The following is a 15,455-nucleotide window of genomic DNA, read 5'->3' on the forward strand; positions in this document are numbered from 1 at the left end:
CATGATTCCATTAAAAAGCGCAGTAAGCATCACCATTGAAACCTTCCCCGGCTGGGCCGAGGAAGTGGCCCGGCAGCTGGAACTGACGGTGCTGGAGCGGGAGTCCGGTGCCGACTATCACCAGTGGCTGGTGAATTTTGAAGGCAGCCGGCTGTTTTTATGCTTTCAGCATTATGCCGACTGTGCCTGGCTGGAAGCATTAAGTGCGGGGGATGAAGGAGTGGCCGTATGGCTGACCGGGCAGTGGAACCAAGGCTGAACGGGGAGTTTACTTCACATGAAGACAAGTGTCTAAAAAACGACTAGAATGACGGCACTTTGCATGCCGGACCTGGTTCCGTCTGCGCGATCCGTAACCCTGATGGGTTCCCTTACCCCATTCATCAAAAAGGTGATAGATGATTTCTTCACAGCAGTACCGTACGGCGTTGATCCGCCTGTCCCTGTTTCATATCGCGGTGATCACCGCCAGTAACTATCTGGTGCAGTTGCCCTTTACCCTGTTTGGATTTCATACCACATGGGGTGCACTGAGTTTTCCCTTTATCTATCTGGCCACCGATCTGACGGTTCGTGTTTTTGGTGCCGGACTGGCCCGGCGTATTATTTTTGCGGTGATGCTGCCAGCGTTGGTCAGCTCTTATGTGCTGTCGGTGCTGTTTTTTGAAGCCAGTTATCAGGGGCTGGGCGTGCTGTCGGAGTTTAACCTGTTTGTAGCCCGTATCGCGTTGGCCAGTTTTATGGCCTATGTGCTGGGCCAGATTATGGATGTGTCGGTGTTTAACCGGTTACGCCAGGTAAAGGCTTGGTGGGTGGCCCCGACCTGCTCCACCATTTTCGGCAACCTGGTTGATACTCTGGCATTTTTCAGCCTGGCGTTCTGGCGTTCGCCGGATCCCTTTATGGCCGAGCACTGGGTAGAAATTGCCTGGGTGGATTATGGCTTCAAGCTGGTGTTCAGCCTGGCGTTGTTTGTGCCTGCGTATGGCTTGCTGCTGAAATACCTGAGTGGCAAATTGCTGGGAGAAACCCAGGCCGAGCTGCAAACGAGTCGCTGAAGCAACGGCATCGGGCCCCTGAAACGAAGCCACGGCCTGTAACGTGCGCTGTGGCTTCGTTTCATGATATATCACTCTGTCACAATGCTGACAGCGCCTTGATATCCAGCGCACCCGCATAGGCTTCCAGATCTGCAGTGGTCATATCGCCACCCTCTCCGCTCAGCTGTATCAAGGTAGTATTGGCCACCAGCATCATCAGTTCTTTGCTGTCACCTTCTGCCTGCACCATGGCGGTCTGTCCGTTGATGCGTTTTACCTTATACCCACTCATCGCGGCCATGCTGGGGTTGGTAAACATCATGGCCATTGTCTGCAGCAGGGGAGAATTTTTCGTGATGGTCATCTCCAGTTCGGCATCGTCTTTATAATAATGACGTGAAGCATGAATGCCCCCGCCAAAGAGGGCGGCACCGGCAGCCTGAGTTTCAGCGTCGTCTGCTTGCCAGCCCGCCAGCGGTTCGGGAAACAGCTCACCCAGCTGACCGGCCTGTAACTGGCGTACCAGGGTTGCGGCATAGTCAAACTGAGAAGCGGCCTGAGACCATTCTCCAGCTTCATAGGCCCGGGTACCTTCTTCTATGGCGCTGCGGATTTCGGCATCATCTGCCAGCAGTAGACTTGGTAGTAATAATCCTGCCCATAACCAGTGTTTCTTCATTTTTGTGCTCCTGTTTGTGCCCCGTCTTGATGCTGTTCCAGTGTAGTCAAGGTGCCGGAAAAGTCGGTGGGGATAAAAAATATGCAGAAAATATCAAAAGGGGGTTGCAATGATAAATGATAACCATTATCGTTACATTGCTTTCCAAACACAGCCAACCAATTAGATACAGGGTGCGGCAGCTTGAGAAGGCACGACATTGCTCACATTGCTTCCAGAGTTTTTAGGCCGGCTATATGCCGGCCCTTTTTTATGCTTACAAACGAGCGCCATGCTTCGTTGAAAAGTGGCTCAAAATACTTATGTACTGCAAGTACACTCCGCTTTTTCACCACTATTCGCCTCGTTTCCACTCGCGATGCGCTTGGTTCACCGCGACAGTTTTTACATCTCCAGCAGACGTTTTACCAGCTTGCCAATACCGGTATCGGCCTCGGTAATACTCTGAGCCAGCATGTAGGCGGGAGTGGAGATCACCTTATAGTGCTCATCTTCGACCACGTCGGTCACTGCGCAGCCGATATGTTCTCCACCCATGGCGATAAAGGCCTCGGCAGTGGCGGCATCTGTGCCTATCGTACCCTTTACGCCGGCAGGGTAGACCTTAGGAATGAGTACCGGGGCAATGCAGCAATAACCGGCTGGTTTGCGGGCCTGGGCAAAGGCACCACAGGCGGCCAGTACCTGACTGTCTACTTCGCAGCCGGCGCCTTCAACGGCAAAATTACTCAGGTTTTTGGCCACACCAAAGCCGCCGGGCAACAGTAAGGCATCAAAGTTACCGGCGTCCAGTTCAGACAGGGGTTGAATATCACCCCGGGCAATGCGGGCGGCCTCGGTCAGCACATTGCGCTGTTCGCTACTTTCTGCGCCGGTACGGTGATCCAGTACGTGATGCTGCGGTTTGTCGGGAGCAAAGCACTGATAGTGAGCACCCTGGCGGGCAAGGTGTAGCAGGCATAGTACCGCTTCGTGAATTTCTGCGCCGTCATACACGCCACAGCCGCTCAGAATAACAGCAACTTTTTTCATATTGTGCTCCTTGGGAGGGAGTGAAATTTGTGATGCCGGCCGGGCTGAAGCGGCCGGCATGTGCTAGCATTATGTGCGATTAATATTTACGCAACATTTGGTTTCTGTCGATTTTCCACAATAAAAGATCGCTTATCAAGATCTAACTTGATTATGTAAGCTTTTGAAAAAAAAGACTTACCTTGTAACCCTCGGATCTTTTACGGATCATCCTTTCACAGAGTTATCCACAGGATCGTCCGGCGTTCTCATGGAGTCCGGCGGCCTGCTGTGGCATGCTAGCGGCCAACGCATTAACGAGAAGACACCATGGTTGCCATTCCTGCCAAACCCCTGATCCTGGTTGATGGATCCTCCTATCTTTATCGTGCCTATTTTGCCTCTCAGCAAGCGGATCTGCGCACCCGTGACGGCCGGCCCACCGGAGCCATCCGGGTGGTGACCAATATGCTGCGCAGCCTGTACAAGCAGTTTCCGGACTCCAGGGTCGCCGTGGTATTTGATGCCAAGGGTAAAACCTTCCGGGATGAGATCTATGCAGAATACAAGGCGCACCGGCCATCCATGCCGGATGATCTGAGGGAGCAGATAAAGCCCATTCACGACATTATTCGTGCCATGGGCTTGCCGTTGCTGATTGAGGAAGGGGTGGAAGCTGACGATGTGATTGGCACCCTAGCCCGGCAGGCGACCGAGCAGCAGCTGGATGTGGTGATCAGTACCGGCGATAAAGACATGGCCCAGTTGGTGTCTGATCATGTATTGCTGATGGACACCATGAAGAACAGCTTTCTCGATCGGAATGGCGTGGTGGAAAAATTCGGCGTGCCCCCGGAGCTGATCATCGATCTGCTGGCATTGGTGGGTGATAAGGTCGACAACATTCCCGGCATGCCGGGGGTGGGAGAGAAAACAGCGCTGGCATTGCTGCAGGGGCTGGGATCTATCGACGACATCGCTGCGAATACCGACAAAATAGCCGAGCTGGGCTTTCGTGGTTCCAAGTCGTTTGCCGGCAAGTTTGCCGAACACGAGGAGCAGGTCAGGTTGTCTTATACCCTGGCGACCATCAAGACCGATGTACAGCTGGATGTGGGCCCGGCGGATCTTAAGCAAAACGATCCCGACACCGAGGCGCTACGAGCCCTTTATCAGGAGTTTGAATTCCGCAACCTGCTGGCCGAGCTGGATCCCGACACCGAAACTGAGACGCCGGCTGCGCCGGCGCTTGAAACCGACTATCAACTGGTGACCGAACAGGCGCAGCTTGACGAGTGGATCAAAAAGCTTGAGGCCGCGCCCCTGCTTGCTTTTGATACCGAAACCACCAGCCTCAGCTACCGGGATGCCAGAGTGGTGGGGGTATCGTTTGCGGTAGAGGCAGGGCAGGCGGCCTATGTGCCCTTTGGCCATGACTATCTGGATGCGCCTGAGCAACTGAGCGAAGAGATCGTACTGGGAGCGCTTAAACCCCTGCTTGAAGATAATAAGCGGATCAAGCTGGGGCAAAACCTGAAATACGATATCAATGTGCTGAAGAACCATGGTATTGAGCTGAGCGGTGCGCTGCTGGATACCATGCTGGAGTCTTATGCGCTCAACTCGGTGCAGACCCGTCATGATATGGACAGCATGGCCTCCTTTTTTCTGAATCACAGTACTACGTCCTTTGAGTCCATTGCCGGCAAGGGGGCCAAACAGCTGACCTTTAACCAGATCCCGCTGGAGCAGGCCGGCCCTTATGCGGCGGAAGACGCCGATATTACGCTGCGGTTGCATCATCATCTGGCTGAAAAACTGGCCGGTGAGCCGGAGCTTGAACGAGTGTTTAACGATATTGAAATGCCGCTGGTGCCTATCCTGGCCAAGATGGAATACACGGGGGTGCGCATTGACGGAAAACGGCTGGCTGCGCAAAGTGATGAAATTGCCAAACGGCTCAAGGAACTGGAGCAGGAGGCGTTTGAGCTGGCCGGAGAGCCCTTTAATCTGAGCTCTACCAAGCAGCTGGGTGAAATCCTGTTTACCAAACTGGAACTGCCGGTGATCAAGAAAACACCCAAGGGAGCACCGTCTACCGCCGAAGAGGTATTGCAGGAGCTGGCGCTGGATTACCCTCTGCCCAAGTTGCTGATGGAGTACCGGGCCCTGAGCAAGCTCAAGTCCACTTATACCGACAAGCTGCCGCAAATGATGAATGAGCACAGCGGCCGTGTGCATACTTCTTATCATCAGGCCAACACGGCCACCGGGCGGCTCTCGTCGTCGGATCCCAATCTGCAGAATATTCCCATCCGTACCCCGGAAGGGCGTCGTATCCGCCAGGCCTTTGTGGCTGAACCCGGCTATAAGCTGGTGGCGGCAGACTACTCCCAGATCGAGTTGCGTATCATGGCGCACCTTTCTCAGGACAAGGGGTTGCTGACAGCGTTTGCCGAGGGCCAGGACATTCACAGGGCGACTGCTGCCGAGGTATTTGGTGTGGCGGTGGATGACGTGACCGGGGAGCAGCGACGCCGGGCCAAGGCCATTAACTTCGGGCTTATTTATGGTATGAGTGCCTTTGGGCTGGCGCGCCAGCTGGGTATTGGCCGTAACGAAGCTCAGAATTACATGAATATCTACTTTGAGCGCTATCCCGGAGTACTGCGTTATATGGAAGACACCCGGGAGCAGGCCAGCGAGCGGGGCTATGTGTCCACGCTGTTTGGTCGCCGGCTTTACCTGCCGGAAATCAAATCCAAAAACGGGGCCCGGCGTAAAGGTGCCGAGCGGGCTGCCATCAATGCCCCCATGCAGGGCACCGCTGCCGATATCATTAAAAAGGCCATGGTGCTGGTCAGTGATTGGATCAGTGAGCTGCCCGCAGGTGATGTGCGCATGCTGATGCAGGTGCACGATGAACTGGTATTTGAGATTCGGGAAGACAAGACAGAGGGATACCGGCAGAAAATTTGCGAGCTTATGCAGCAGGCTGCCAGTCTGGACGTTCCCTTGCTGGTGGAAGCCGGAGTGGGCGACAACTGGGATCAGGCTCACTAATCTGATAAATAAACAACGATAATGAAATAATACTACGTTATAGTGGCATCAGGTACAGAGGCAGTGACCCATGCTGCCGTGCTTTTTGCATTTATATATATGCTGCTCAGGCCGCCTTCAGCTATTCTGCTGAAGGCGTTTTTTTTGTCTGAATGCCGGTCTTATTTTGTATACAACATATAATTTTTGTTACTAAATTACAGTTTGGGCAGATCACTCCGTTGCTGGTATTTGAGGGGTGCGCTGGGTATTATCGTGTCATTGGTCGGGGAGCCGGAAGGCTGAGACGGCAATTTGCCGAACCCGTTGAACCTGACCCAGCTTACACTGGCGTAGGGAACCGGTGGCCGTGGCCTGATGGTTCCTGCGCTTAACAAGGACCATAAGGATATGCACAGCAGCAAAGCCATTATTCTTTCCATTGCCACCACCGATAGCGGCGGCGGTGCTGGTATTCAGGCTGATATCAAGGCCATCTCTGCCACCGGCGGCTACGCTTGTTCGGTGATTGCCGCCATTACCGCTCAGAACACCCAGCGGGTGACCGCTGTGCACCTGTTGCCGCAAGACATTATTCGCGCCCAGCTCGACGCCATATTCAGCGATCTGCCGGTGGCAGCAGTCAAGGTGGGTATGCTGGGGGGCGCCGATACCATCAATCTGGTGGCCGACGCCCTGGAGGCCTACCGGCCAAGACACCTGGTGGTGGACCCGGTAATGGTTAGCGCCAACGGCGACATACTACTGGCACCGGAGGCGGTAGACAGCCTGAAGCAGCGGTTGCTACCCCTGGCGGATGTGATCACCCCCAACCTGCCGGAAGCCGCCAGCCTGACGGGCCTGCCGGTACCGGCGTCATTGAGTGAGATTGAACCGCTGATCGGTGCACTGGAAGCTCTGGAGTGCCGGGCTGTGCTGCTTAAAGGCGGTTTTTTACAGCAGGAGCCGCGCAGCCCCGACTGGTTGCTGCACAACGGCGAAGTCCGCTGCTTCGATACTCCCCGGGTGATTACTCCCAACACCCACGGCACCGGCTGTACCCTGTCCAGCGCCCTGGCATCCTACCTGGGCCAGGGGCTGGAACTGGAGCTGGCCGTCGCTTCAGCCAAGCACTATATCGAAAAGGCCATAGAAGCCGGCACCCGTCTTAAAATTGGCCAGGGCCGGGGACCGGTAGAACATTTTTTTGCCCGCTGAATATGAGCTAATTGCCCCGGTCTGCTTGCGTATGGCCGGGGTGGCTTGTAGTATTCCTTCCGCTAATAACCAATAAAAAACAGATTAACTCACTGATAGTTAATCCAAATATTTCACTGCTATAGCCTGCACTCTGAGTCTCTCCTTTAATTTTCGCCGATCCTGACGCCCCTGCACGGGCCTGAAAAGGAGCCTTGCGTTATGCTTGTTGCCGTATTGGCAGGTTTTGTTCTGGCCGCTCTGGTGCCATCGTTGAGTTCCCGGCTGGGCCGGCACATCGGCTGGTATCTGGCAGTGCTGCCGGCGACCTTGTTTGGTTATTTTGCCGGTTTCTGGTCCCGGGTGACGGGGGGTGAAACAATACAGTTTCATTACGACTGGATTCCCAGCCTCGATATCAGCCTGAGCTTTATGCTTGATGGCCTCAGTCTGATGTTCGCCTTGCTGATCACCGGTATCGGCACTTTTATTCTTATCTATGGCGGCCGCTATCTGGAAGGGAATAAAGACCGGCACAAACTGCTGATGTATCTGCTGGCCTTTATGAGTGCCATGCTGGGTGTGGTGCTGTGCAGCAGTCTCATTGGCCTGTTCGTGTTCTGGGAACTTACCAGTATCACATCCTATTTGTTGATCGGCTTTAATCACGAGCAGGAAAAATCCCGCAAGGCGGCGTTGCAAGGCCTGTTTGTGACCATGGGGGGTGGCCTGGCGTTGATGACGGGGCTGATTATGCTGGGCTGGATGGCCGGCAGCTATGAGCTCTCTGAAGTGCTGGCGCAGGGGCCGGCACTGCAGCAGCATCCGCTGTTTATACCCATGATGACATTGATTTTGCTGGGCACTTTTACCAAGTCGGCCCAGACCCCGTTTCACTTTTGGCTACCCAATGCAATGGCGGCACCCACGCCGGTGAGTGCCTATCTGCATTCGGCAACCATGGTTAAGGCGGGCGTCTTTCTGATGGCACGGCTGCAACCGGTGATGGCCGGCAGCGATGCCTGGATGCTGACCCTGTCGGTGTTCGGTGGCGTGACCATGACGGTGGGCGCCATTATGTCGGTGTGCAGTACGGATCTTAAACGCATTCTGGCTTTCTCCACCATTATGGCACTGGGCACTCTGACCATGTTGATCGGCATCGGAACGCCGGTGGCACTGAAGGCGGCCATGATTTTCCTGCTGGCCCATGCGTTGTACAAGGGGGCCCTGTTTATGGCCGCCGGTACTCTGGATCATGCCACCGGCACCAAGGATGTGCGTGAGCTGGGGGGACTGCGCAGTGTGATGCCGCAGACGGCACTATTTCTGTGGGTGGCGGCGTTGTCACTGGCGGGCATTCCCCCCTTGTTTGGCTTTATCGCCAAGGAGCTGATGTTCGAGGCGGTAATCGGTGCCGGAGTCCTGTCGGCCATGCTGGTGCTGCTGGCTTTGATCACGGCGGTCAGCATTGTCGGGGCCAGTGCCCTGGTGGCCATCAAGCCCTTCTTTGGCACCCTGAAACCAACCCCGAAAACACCTCATGAGGCTCCGCTGGCCATGCGCCTGGGCTTCAGCATGCTGGCGCTGTTAAGTCTGCTGCTGGGCTTGTTGCCCGGCCTGGCTGAGCCATTGCTGGCGGCAGCGGTGACCGCCGTCAGTGGTACTCCTGCTGCCGATCTGGATCTGGCGCTGTGGCACGGTATTAATTTGCCGCTGCTGTTCAGTGCCGCCGCGCTGGTGGCCGGGGGATTGCTGTACCGCAGCTGGGACCGGGTTTATCAGCCTCTTGGCAAGGTCATTTATCCGCTGGCGTATGGTCCCGAGCGGGGATATGAACACATGATGGATGGCCTGGTGCGGCTGGCACGCTGGCAAACCAACTGGCTGCAGAATGGTTATATGACCAACTACATCATGACCATATTGCTGACCACCATCGGCCTGTTGGTATATGCCTTCTGGGCTCACGATGCCTTTATCTATTCCCTGTCATTTAAGGGCGTGTACCTTTACGAAATGGTGATCAGCCTGCTGATGCTGGTGGCCGTCATGTATGCCTGCTCCACCCACCTGCGGCTGGGTGCGGTGGCTGCCGTGGGGGTTCTGGGTTTCTCCATGGCGCTGATCTATGTGTTTTTCAGCGCGCCGGACCTGGCCATTACTCAGGTGCTGATAGAAACCCTGACGGTGATTCTGCTGGTGCTGGTGTTGTTCCGTCTGCCCGGTTTCCAGGACTTGTCCAGCACCCGTACCCGCTGGCGTGATGCCGGTGTGGCCGGGGTGTTTGGGATATTGGTCGCGATGATGGTGCTGACCGTCAATCAGTCTTCACTGGGAGAAGGGATCAGCAGCTACCTGGTGGCCAACAGCTATGAAATAGCTCATGGCCGTAACATTGTTAACGTGATTCTGGTGGATTACCGGGCGCTGGATACGCTGGGAGAAATCTTTGTGCTGGCGCTGGCCGCCATCGGGGTGAATGCCATGATCCGCTTTCGCTGGGAGGACCACCGCTAATGATTGGATCTTCACTGATATTGCAGACCGCCACCCGCTTTCTGGTGCCCTTGCTGTTGCTGTTCGCGGTGTTTTTGCTGTTGCGCGGACACAACGAGCCCGGTGGTGGCTTTATTGCCGGCCTGGTGGCGTCGGGTGCTTTTGCGCTGCATATGTTCGCCTTTGATGCCAGCAGCACCCGTAAGCTGATGGGGGTGGAAAGCCAGCTGTTAATGGGCAGTGGCCTGATGCTGGCACTGGTCAGCGGGGTTGTGGGCATGGTACTGAAAGGACAGCCATTTTTGTCCAGCCAGTGGTGGACCCTGAATATCCCCGGCATTGGTGAGCTTAAACTGAGTACGCCGCTGTTTTTCGATATCGGGGTATTTCTGGTGGTGATTGGTGTGGTGACCACCATCATGCTGTCGCTGGCCAAGGTGGAGGAATAAATGGAAAACCTGTTTGCCTTTGTGGTGGGCGGCCTTTATGCCGCGGCCCTGTATATGATGCTGCGGCGCAGCGTGGTGAAACTGGTGATCGGTCTGATTATTCTGTCGAATGCTGCCAACCTGCTCATTTTTACCAGCGGTGGTCTGGTACGCGGCGCTCCGCCGTTGATCCCGGAAGGCTTGAATGCACCGGCAGGTATTATTGCCGATCCGCTGCCTCAGGCGCTTATTCTGACCGCCATTGTGATCAGTTTCGGGGTGCTGGCCTTTGCGGTGGTACTGATTCACCGGGCCTATGAAGTGATTGGCGCCGACGACGTTAACGAAATGAAGAGCACCGACTCGTGAAACCAGAAGTGATTATACCCATTCTTATTCCCATGCTGGCCGGGGCCTTGTGTCTGACCTGCTGGCGCTGGCGCAATGTGCAACGCTGGATCTCGGTATTGTCGGGTGCCGGCCTGCTGGTATCCTCAGTGGTGCTGATGCAAAAGGTGCTGACCGACGGTATTCAGGTTGCCTATATGGGCAGCTGGCCCGCTCCGTACGGCATCAGTCTGGTCGCCGATCTGCTCAGCGCCATTATGGTGGTGGTGACTGGTATCATTGGTCTGGCGGTGGCGGTGTATTCACTGGCTACCATGTCCCGTAACCATGAAGCCTTTGGCTATTATCCGCTGCTGCACTTGATGCTGGCCGGTGTGGTCGGGGCTTTTCTGACCGGTGATATTTTTAACCTGTATGTATGGTTTGAAATACTGCTGATTGCCTCGTTCGGGCTGATGATCCTCGGAGGAGAGCGGGCGCAGATGGAGGGGGCGATAAAATACGTCACCCTTAACCTGATTTCCTCGGCCATGTTCCTCACCGCAGTGGGTCTGCTGTATGGCTATGCGGGCACGCTCAATATGGCAGATCTGGCGGTGAAGCTGAACGGGGCTGAACAGTCCGGGCTGGTGACCGTCATTGCCATGCTGTTTCTGGTGGCTTTTGGTATCAAGGCGGCGGCGTTTCCGCTGTTCTTCTGGTTGCCGGCGTCTTACCACACACCGCCGGTGGCAATTTCGGCGGTGTTTGCCGGCTTGCTGACCAAGGTGGGTGTTTACGCGCTTTACCGGGTATTCAGCCTGATTTTCGTGCAGGATACCGGTTTTACCCATGGCACCGTGCTGATGGCCATGGGTATTTTCACCATGGTCACCGGGGTGCTGGGAGCGGCGGCTCAGTTTGAGGTGAGACGCATTCTGTCCTTTCACATCATCAGTCAGATTGGCTACATGCTGGTGGGGCTGGCGCTGTTCACGCCACTGGCCATTGCCGGCGGCGTGTTTTACATCTTTCACCACATTATCGTGAAGACCAACCTGTTCCTGATCAGCGGGGTTATGTACCGCTATCACGGCAGTTACGATCTTGCGCACCTGGGCGGATTGTATCGTTCGGCTCCCTGGCTGGCTGCGTTATTTATGATTCCGGCCATGTCGCTGGCGGGCCTGCCGCCGTTGTCAGGCTTTTTTGCCAAGTTTACCGTGATCAAGGCGGGCGTGATCGAAGGGCACTGGCTGATGGTTGCCATGGCTCTGATCGTAGGCTTGCTGACGCTGTATTCGATGATCAAAATCTGGGCCGAGGCGTTCTGGAAAAAGCTGCCCGACGATGCCAAGCCCCTGCGTGGTGAAGGGGATCCGCATCTGTATGTGCTTTATGCCCCCATCGCAGTACTGGCTCTGATGACCCTGACCATCGGTTTTGGTGCCGAATGGTTTGTACAACTGGCCATGGCCACGGCAGAGCAACTGCTGTCGCCGGAGGGTTATATTGAAGCCGTGCTGGGAGGCAACCGATGAAAGCGTTTGGATGGAACATGCTACTGGCCATTGCCTGGGTGGCACTGTCGGGCACCTATACCATCAGTAATCTGGTGATCGGGGTACTGCTCAGCTACCTGGTGCTGGCCTATGTGGGACGCGACAAACCCACTTTTGCCCGCTATTTCGGCAAGGCACCGCGCATTATTAACTTTGTGCTGTTCTTTATCTGGGACCTGATAAAGTCCAACGCCCGGGTTGCTTACGATGTGCTGACCCCAACCCATTTAATGCGTCCCGGGGTGATCGCCATACCGCTGGATCTGAAAGACGAGGGCGGTATTACCATTCTGGCCAACCTGATCACTGCCACGCCGGGATCGCTGGCGCTGGACGTGTCGAGTGACCGCCGGGTGCTTTATGTGCATCTGATGTACCTGGAAGATGAGTCCCGCCAGCTGGCGGAGTTTAAGGCCCTTGAGGCCCGTGTGATTGATTTGCTGGGATAAGCCATGTTTGAACTTGCTCTTACCCTGTCGTTTATATTCTTGAGCCTGGGGCTGGTGCTGGCGACGGTACGGCTGCTGATGGGGCCGACCCTGCCGGATCGGGTGGTGGCGCTGGAAGTGATCGCCTCCATTACCATCGGTTTTATTCTGCTGTACAGCGTGGCCTTTGACGAGCCGGTGTTTATTGATGTGGTGATCGTACTGGCACTGACATCCTTTATGGCAGCAGTGGGCTTTGCCCGCTATCTGGAGCAGGGAGGTCAACGCGATGATGACTGAGATTATTACCGGTACCTTGTTGTTGCTGGGATCGTTTCTGATGCTGCTGGCCGGTATAGGAATTGTGCGCATGCCTGACCTGCTGACCCGCATGCATGCTACCAGTAAGGCAGGAGCGCTGGGAGCAGGTCTGATGGCCTGTGCCTTTGCGGTGTATTTTCCCGAGGCCAGTCTGGTGATACGGGCGCTGGCAGTGGTGGTGTTTGTGATCATGACGGCACCGGTGGCGGCTCATGTGCTGGCCCGGGCCGGCTATTTTGTGGGCATCAAGTTGTGGGAAGGCACGGTCAAAGACGTGATCAAGGAACGTTACGATCTCAAAACCCACAAGCTCGGCAGCTCAGCGCACAAGCGGGATGACTGATATTAACCCCTGAATTGCTGTCCGGCCGAGCTCTGTCGCTGGAGAGCAACCGCGCTGCTGATTCGCATGGCGGTTGCTCCCGGTGGCGGGTGACTGAAAAGTTGGCTGGCTATTGCTGGCTGTGGTGCCAGATATTCCGGATCTGCTCGGGCAGGGCCATGGGGTCAAAGGGCTTGGCAATCACCTCCACGGCTCCCATTTCCTTATAGGCGGCAATTTCCTGTGGTTGTATCTTGGCGGTCATAAAAGCCACCGGGGTGCTTTTCAGTGCCGGTTGCCGGCGCAGGGCGGCCAGGGTGGAGGGGCCATCGAGGCCCGGCATCATCACATCCAGCAAGATAATGTCGGGCGCAAAGCCGGGGGCAGCAGCCAGCGCCTCTTCACCGGAGGCACACAGCAGCACCTTAAAACCACCCACCATTTCCAGTGCCAGCCGGGCTATTTCACGAATGTCTTCGTCGTCTTCTACATACAAAATGCGTTCCGGCTTTAAAGCGTCTTCCATGTGCAACTCCTGATCCTGATTATGCATCCGGTGCGTTCAGCCACTTGTGTTGGTCCAGTCCGGCCCTGCGTAATAATCTTTCGGCTTCGGGGCCACGCAATCGCGATGCTACTCGTAAACTTGCCAGGTGCATGACCAGTAGTGCCTTGCGGGTGGCATGACTGGGTACCACATGCACTGCGCCAATCAGCTCCCGAAGTGGAATGGGCAGCTGCCACTGTATTTTCAGGCGGTTGCCATATCGTGGTCCCCATTGCTTCAATATGTTTTCAATCTCGTTTTCATCGGGGTGACCACCCTGATCAATATAATCCTGCAGAGTACGCAATAGCGCCAGCTCGCCGCAGCGGCATAACAGGCCGGCTGCATGGCAGCTGGCGCTGTCCAGGTTAATGCTGATGGCCATGGCCCGGGCGATGGCCGCCACCTGCTCGGCATGGGCCTGATACAGCACAGCCTGCTCTTTCAGCCGGGGGTGAGTTAATCCCCGGGCAATATTCAGTGCCATGGCCATGGCGCAGTTCAGTGACATCTCCACTCCCAGGATAGAAATGGCTTCTACCGGTCTGGAGATGGCGTTACCACTGCGTTTGAGGGAGATATTATTGGCCAGTTGCAACAATCGGGTGATCAGGGCAGTTTCATTTTTCCAGCGTGTTGCCAGATCGGAGGGGGTCAGGCTGTCGGCCTGGCCCAGCAATGGGGTTACCTGCTCGGCAGACAGCTCCCCGGGTAACTGCAGTTTTTCACTCAGTGCCTGCTCCAGCCAGTGATCCAGCGGAGGCAGAATGGCACCCTCGGCCGGTTTAACCGTATTAATGCGCTCAAAGACCGTCTGCAGCCGCTGATGCAGGGTGGCCATATCAAAAGGCTTGGCAATAAAATCGATAATGCCCAGGTGCAGAGCCTGCTTTACATGCTCTCGATCGGAGCTGGCACTGATGATAATGACAGGGGTGTGTTCGCTGGTCTGGCGAATAATTCGGACCAGATCCAGCCCGTAACCATCGGGCAGGTTCCAGTCACACAGCACCAGATCTGCCCCTTGTCGCCGCCAGATATTGCTGGCGGCGGCCAGGGTGGCGGCATGCTTTACATGTATATTGGAGGCCAGGCCAGTCAGCACGGCTTCTACCAGGCTGGCCACCAGCTCATCGTCTTCAAGCAGTAATATATTCAGATGAACACCTATTTATTCGATACTGATTAACACCGTTCAGCATAGTCGGTGGCCCTGCCTCGTTCGCGGTTCTTCTGTGCATACAGGGTAGGGTCTGCGGCCTCAGTGTCTGTTCTGCACAGCCAAATCCATTAAGGACAGCCTGGTCCACACGAACTCTAACTCTAAATATCTGTTTTGGCACGTGAAAATCAAGAGGTGCAACTGCTTCTCATCGCGGTTGCACCTCAGAACATTCGTGCTGCGCAGGCATTGTTTTAATGGGTGTTCCAGGGAGCGCCTGGCAAGATGGTTCAGTCTTTTTGTTTTTTTGCCGAGAAATGTCGGTGGGTCAGGGTAGTCAGCTTATCTCCTTCCACCGGCCGTTCGTCTCGGGTATTCCCGGATGCAGCATCACCGGATGGCATGAGGTCAGGAAGAGCTGACGGCAGCAGCAGTCCTGGCAGTTGTGACAGATGTTGACTCAGATCGGCCACCAGTCGCTCAGCCTGGTGGAAAGGCATGTCTTTTTTAGCCAGCTCCGTGTTCAGCCAGTGTTCCAGGCGGGCCGCTTCTTTGCCAAGTGCGTTAAACCCAAAGGTACCGGAGGAGCCTGCCAGCCGGTGCAGCAATTGTGCGCCAGTCTGCAACCTGGGGAGTGGAGCGCTGTTAAGTGGCCGGGTATCCAGTTCTGCCCGTATTTCTTGCAGTTCTTTTAGGGTGCGCTCGGTAAAGCGCTCCCGCAGCAAAGTAAGCTGCTTATCAAGCGGGGTTATTTCGGACATATTGGTTCCGGATATATTTCAGGTGGTTTCAGCCGGCATGGCGGGGAAATAGTCATGGTTGTTTTATGCTGATAAAGTTTTATTAAAACCTGTACTGTCACAGTATCGCCATGACAACAAGGAACCTGT

16 protein-coding genes and 1 riboswitch are annotated in these 15,455 nt (G+C 55.4%); of the genes, 11 read left to right on the forward strand and 5 right to left on the reverse strand.

The genetic code is table 11. The features are described 5' to 3' along the window. The first annotated feature begins 1 nt into the window (after position 1). Positions 2-259, forward strand: coding sequence for a DUF3630 family protein (locus B6S09_RS09230; protein WP_243832821.1), 258 nt, complete (start codon positions 2-4; stop codon positions 257-259). 139 nt (positions 260-398) lie between these two features. Beyond that, positions 399-1,058, forward strand: a complete 660-nt coding sequence (locus tag B6S09_RS09235; RefSeq protein WP_094278216.1) for a 7-cyano-7-deazaguanine/7-aminomethyl-7-deazaguanine transporter — start codon at positions 399-401, stop codon at positions 1,056-1,058. Between the two features lie 79 nt (positions 1,059-1,137). On the opposite strand, the gene B6S09_RS09240 is transcribed toward B6S09_RS09235, so the two are convergent. Further along, on the reverse strand, positions 1,138-1,719 hold the full coding sequence (locus B6S09_RS09240; protein ID WP_094278217.1) for a hypothetical protein: 582 nt from the start codon (positions 1,717-1,719) through the stop codon (positions 1,138-1,140). Positions 1,720-2,103: 384 nt separating this feature from the next. Then, a complete protein-coding gene (gene elbB / locus B6S09_RS09245) occupies positions 2,104-2,751 on the reverse strand; it encodes an isoprenoid biosynthesis glyoxalase ElbB (RefSeq protein WP_094278218.1) in 648 nt (215 codons plus the stop codon). A 309-nt stretch (positions 2,752-3,060) separates the two neighbouring features. Between elbB and polA the strand changes: the two genes are divergently transcribed. From polA to mnhG, 9 genes are all read left to right on the forward strand, one after another. Beyond that, entirely contained in the window at positions 3,061-5,793 is a 2,733-nt protein-coding gene (gene polA / locus B6S09_RS09250; protein WP_094278219.1) for a DNA polymerase I, read from the forward strand. A 256-nt stretch (positions 5,794-6,049) separates the two neighbouring features. Beyond that, positions 6,050-6,149: riboswitch (TPP riboswitch) on the forward strand. A gap of 34 nt (positions 6,150-6,183) precedes the next feature. Further along, positions 6,184-6,990: a bifunctional hydroxymethylpyrimidine kinase/phosphomethylpyrimidine kinase gene (thiD, locus tag B6S09_RS09255; protein ID WP_094278220.1), complete on the forward strand. Its 807-nt coding sequence runs from the start codon at positions 6,184-6,186 to the stop codon at positions 6,988-6,990. A gap of 201 nt (positions 6,991-7,191) precedes the next feature. Then, positions 7,192-9,489: a putative monovalent cation/H+ antiporter subunit A gene (locus B6S09_RS09260; protein WP_094278221.1), complete on the forward strand. Its 2,298-nt coding sequence runs from the start codon at positions 7,192-7,194 to the stop codon at positions 9,487-9,489. Further along, positions 9,489-9,917 carry a Na+/H+ antiporter subunit B gene (locus B6S09_RS09265; RefSeq protein ID WP_094278222.1) on the forward strand — a complete coding sequence of 143 codons (429 nt, stop codon included), beginning with the start codon at positions 9,489-9,491 and terminating at the stop codon, positions 9,915-9,917. Before B6S09_RS09260 ends, B6S09_RS09265 begins: the two co-directional genes overlap by 1 nt. Then, complete coding sequence (locus B6S09_RS09270; protein WP_094278223.1) at positions 9,918-10,265, forward strand: Na+/H+ antiporter subunit C; 348 nt, start codon at positions 9,918-9,920, stop codon at positions 10,263-10,265. After that, the gene (locus B6S09_RS09275) at positions 10,262-11,764 is read left to right on the forward strand and encodes a Na+/H+ antiporter subunit D (RefSeq protein ID WP_094278224.1); all 1,503 of its coding nucleotides are present in this window, start codon (positions 10,262-10,264) and stop codon (positions 11,762-11,764) included. Before B6S09_RS09270 ends, B6S09_RS09275 begins: the two co-directional genes overlap by 4 nt. Next, the gene (locus B6S09_RS09280) at positions 11,761-12,234 is read left to right on the forward strand and encodes a Na+/H+ antiporter subunit E (RefSeq protein ID WP_094278225.1); all 474 of its coding nucleotides are present in this window, start codon (positions 11,761-11,763) and stop codon (positions 12,232-12,234) included. Before B6S09_RS09275 ends, B6S09_RS09280 begins: the two co-directional genes overlap by 4 nt. 3 nt (positions 12,235-12,237) lie before the next feature. Further along, positions 12,238-12,513, forward strand: a complete 276-nt coding sequence (locus B6S09_RS09285) for a cation:proton antiporter (RefSeq protein ID WP_094278226.1) — start codon at positions 12,238-12,240, stop codon at positions 12,511-12,513. After that, positions 12,503-12,877: a monovalent cation/H(+) antiporter subunit G gene (mnhG, locus tag B6S09_RS09290; protein ID WP_208321719.1), complete on the forward strand. Its 375-nt coding sequence runs from the start codon at positions 12,503-12,505 to the stop codon at positions 12,875-12,877. Before B6S09_RS09285 ends, mnhG begins: the two co-directional genes overlap by 11 nt. Before the next feature lie 109 nt (positions 12,878-12,986). On the opposite strand, the gene B6S09_RS09295 is transcribed toward mnhG, so the two are convergent. The 3 genes from B6S09_RS09295 to B6S09_RS09305 form a co-directional block, all read right to left on the reverse strand. Next, complete coding sequence (locus B6S09_RS09295; protein ID WP_094278227.1) at positions 12,987-13,382, reverse strand: response regulator; 396 nt, start codon at positions 13,380-13,382, stop codon at positions 12,987-12,989. Positions 13,383-13,401: 19 nt separating this feature from the next. Further along, a complete protein-coding gene (locus B6S09_RS09300) occupies positions 13,402-14,574 on the reverse strand; it encodes a response regulator (RefSeq protein ID WP_341802686.1) in 1,173 nt (390 codons plus the stop codon). 281 nt (positions 14,575-14,855) lie between these two features. Next, positions 14,856-15,326 (reverse strand): Hpt domain-containing protein, encoded by a 471-nt coding sequence (locus tag B6S09_RS09305; RefSeq protein ID WP_094278229.1) that lies wholly within the window; start codon positions 15,324-15,326, stop codon positions 14,856-14,858. Positions 15,327-15,455 lie beyond the last annotated feature (129 nt).

The organism is Oceanimonas baumannii (assembly GCF_002245495.1).
Classification (GTDB): Bacteria; Pseudomonadota; Gammaproteobacteria; order Enterobacterales; family Aeromonadaceae; genus Oceanimonas; species Oceanimonas baumannii.

Bases quoted from the DNA above. Each gene is read 5' to 3' on its own strand.
- B6S09_RS09260 (WP_094278221.1), top strand. From the start codon at position 7,192: ATGCTTGTTGCCGTATTGGCAGGTTTTGTTCTGGCCGCTCTGGTGCCA.
- mnhG (WP_208321719.1), top strand. From the start codon at position 12,503: ATGATGACTGAGATTATTACCGGTACCTTGTTGTTGCTGGGATCGTTT.
- B6S09_RS09265 (WP_094278222.1), top strand. From the start codon at position 9,489: ATGATTGGATCTTCACTGATATTGCAGACCGCCACCCGCTTTCTGGTG.
- polA (WP_094278219.1), top strand. From the start codon at position 3,061: ATGGTTGCCATTCCTGCCAAACCCCTGATCCTGGTTGATGGATCCTCC.
- B6S09_RS09240 (WP_094278217.1), bottom strand. From the start codon at position 1,719: ATGAAGAAACACTGGTTATGGGCAGGATTATTACTACCAAGTCTACTG.
- B6S09_RS09280 (WP_094278225.1), top strand. From the start codon at position 11,761: ATGAAAGCGTTTGGATGGAACATGCTACTGGCCATTGCCTGGGTGGCA.
- thiD (WP_094278220.1), top strand. From the start codon at position 6,184: ATGCACAGCAGCAAAGCCATTATTCTTTCCATTGCCACCACCGATAGC.
- B6S09_RS09305 (WP_094278229.1), bottom strand. From the start codon at position 15,326: ATGTCCGAAATAACCCCGCTTGATAAGCAGCTTACTTTGCTGCGGGAG.
- B6S09_RS09270 (WP_094278223.1), top strand. From the start codon at position 9,918: ATGGAAAACCTGTTTGCCTTTGTGGTGGGCGGCCTTTATGCCGCGGCC.
- elbB (WP_094278218.1), bottom strand. From the start codon at position 2,751: ATGAAAAAAGTTGCTGTTATTCTGAGCGGCTGTGGCGTGTATGACGGC.
- B6S09_RS09235 (WP_094278216.1), top strand. From the start codon at position 399: ATGATTTCTTCACAGCAGTACCGTACGGCGTTGATCCGCCTGTCCCTG.
- B6S09_RS09285 (WP_094278226.1), top strand. From the start codon at position 12,238: ATGTTTGAACTTGCTCTTACCCTGTCGTTTATATTCTTGAGCCTGGGG.
- B6S09_RS09230 (WP_243832821.1), top strand. From the start codon at position 2: ATGATTCCATTAAAAAGCGCAGTAAGCATCACCATTGAAACCTTCCCC.
- B6S09_RS09295 (WP_094278227.1), bottom strand. From the start codon at position 13,382: ATGGAAGACGCTTTAAAGCCGGAACGCATTTTGTATGTAGAAGACGAC.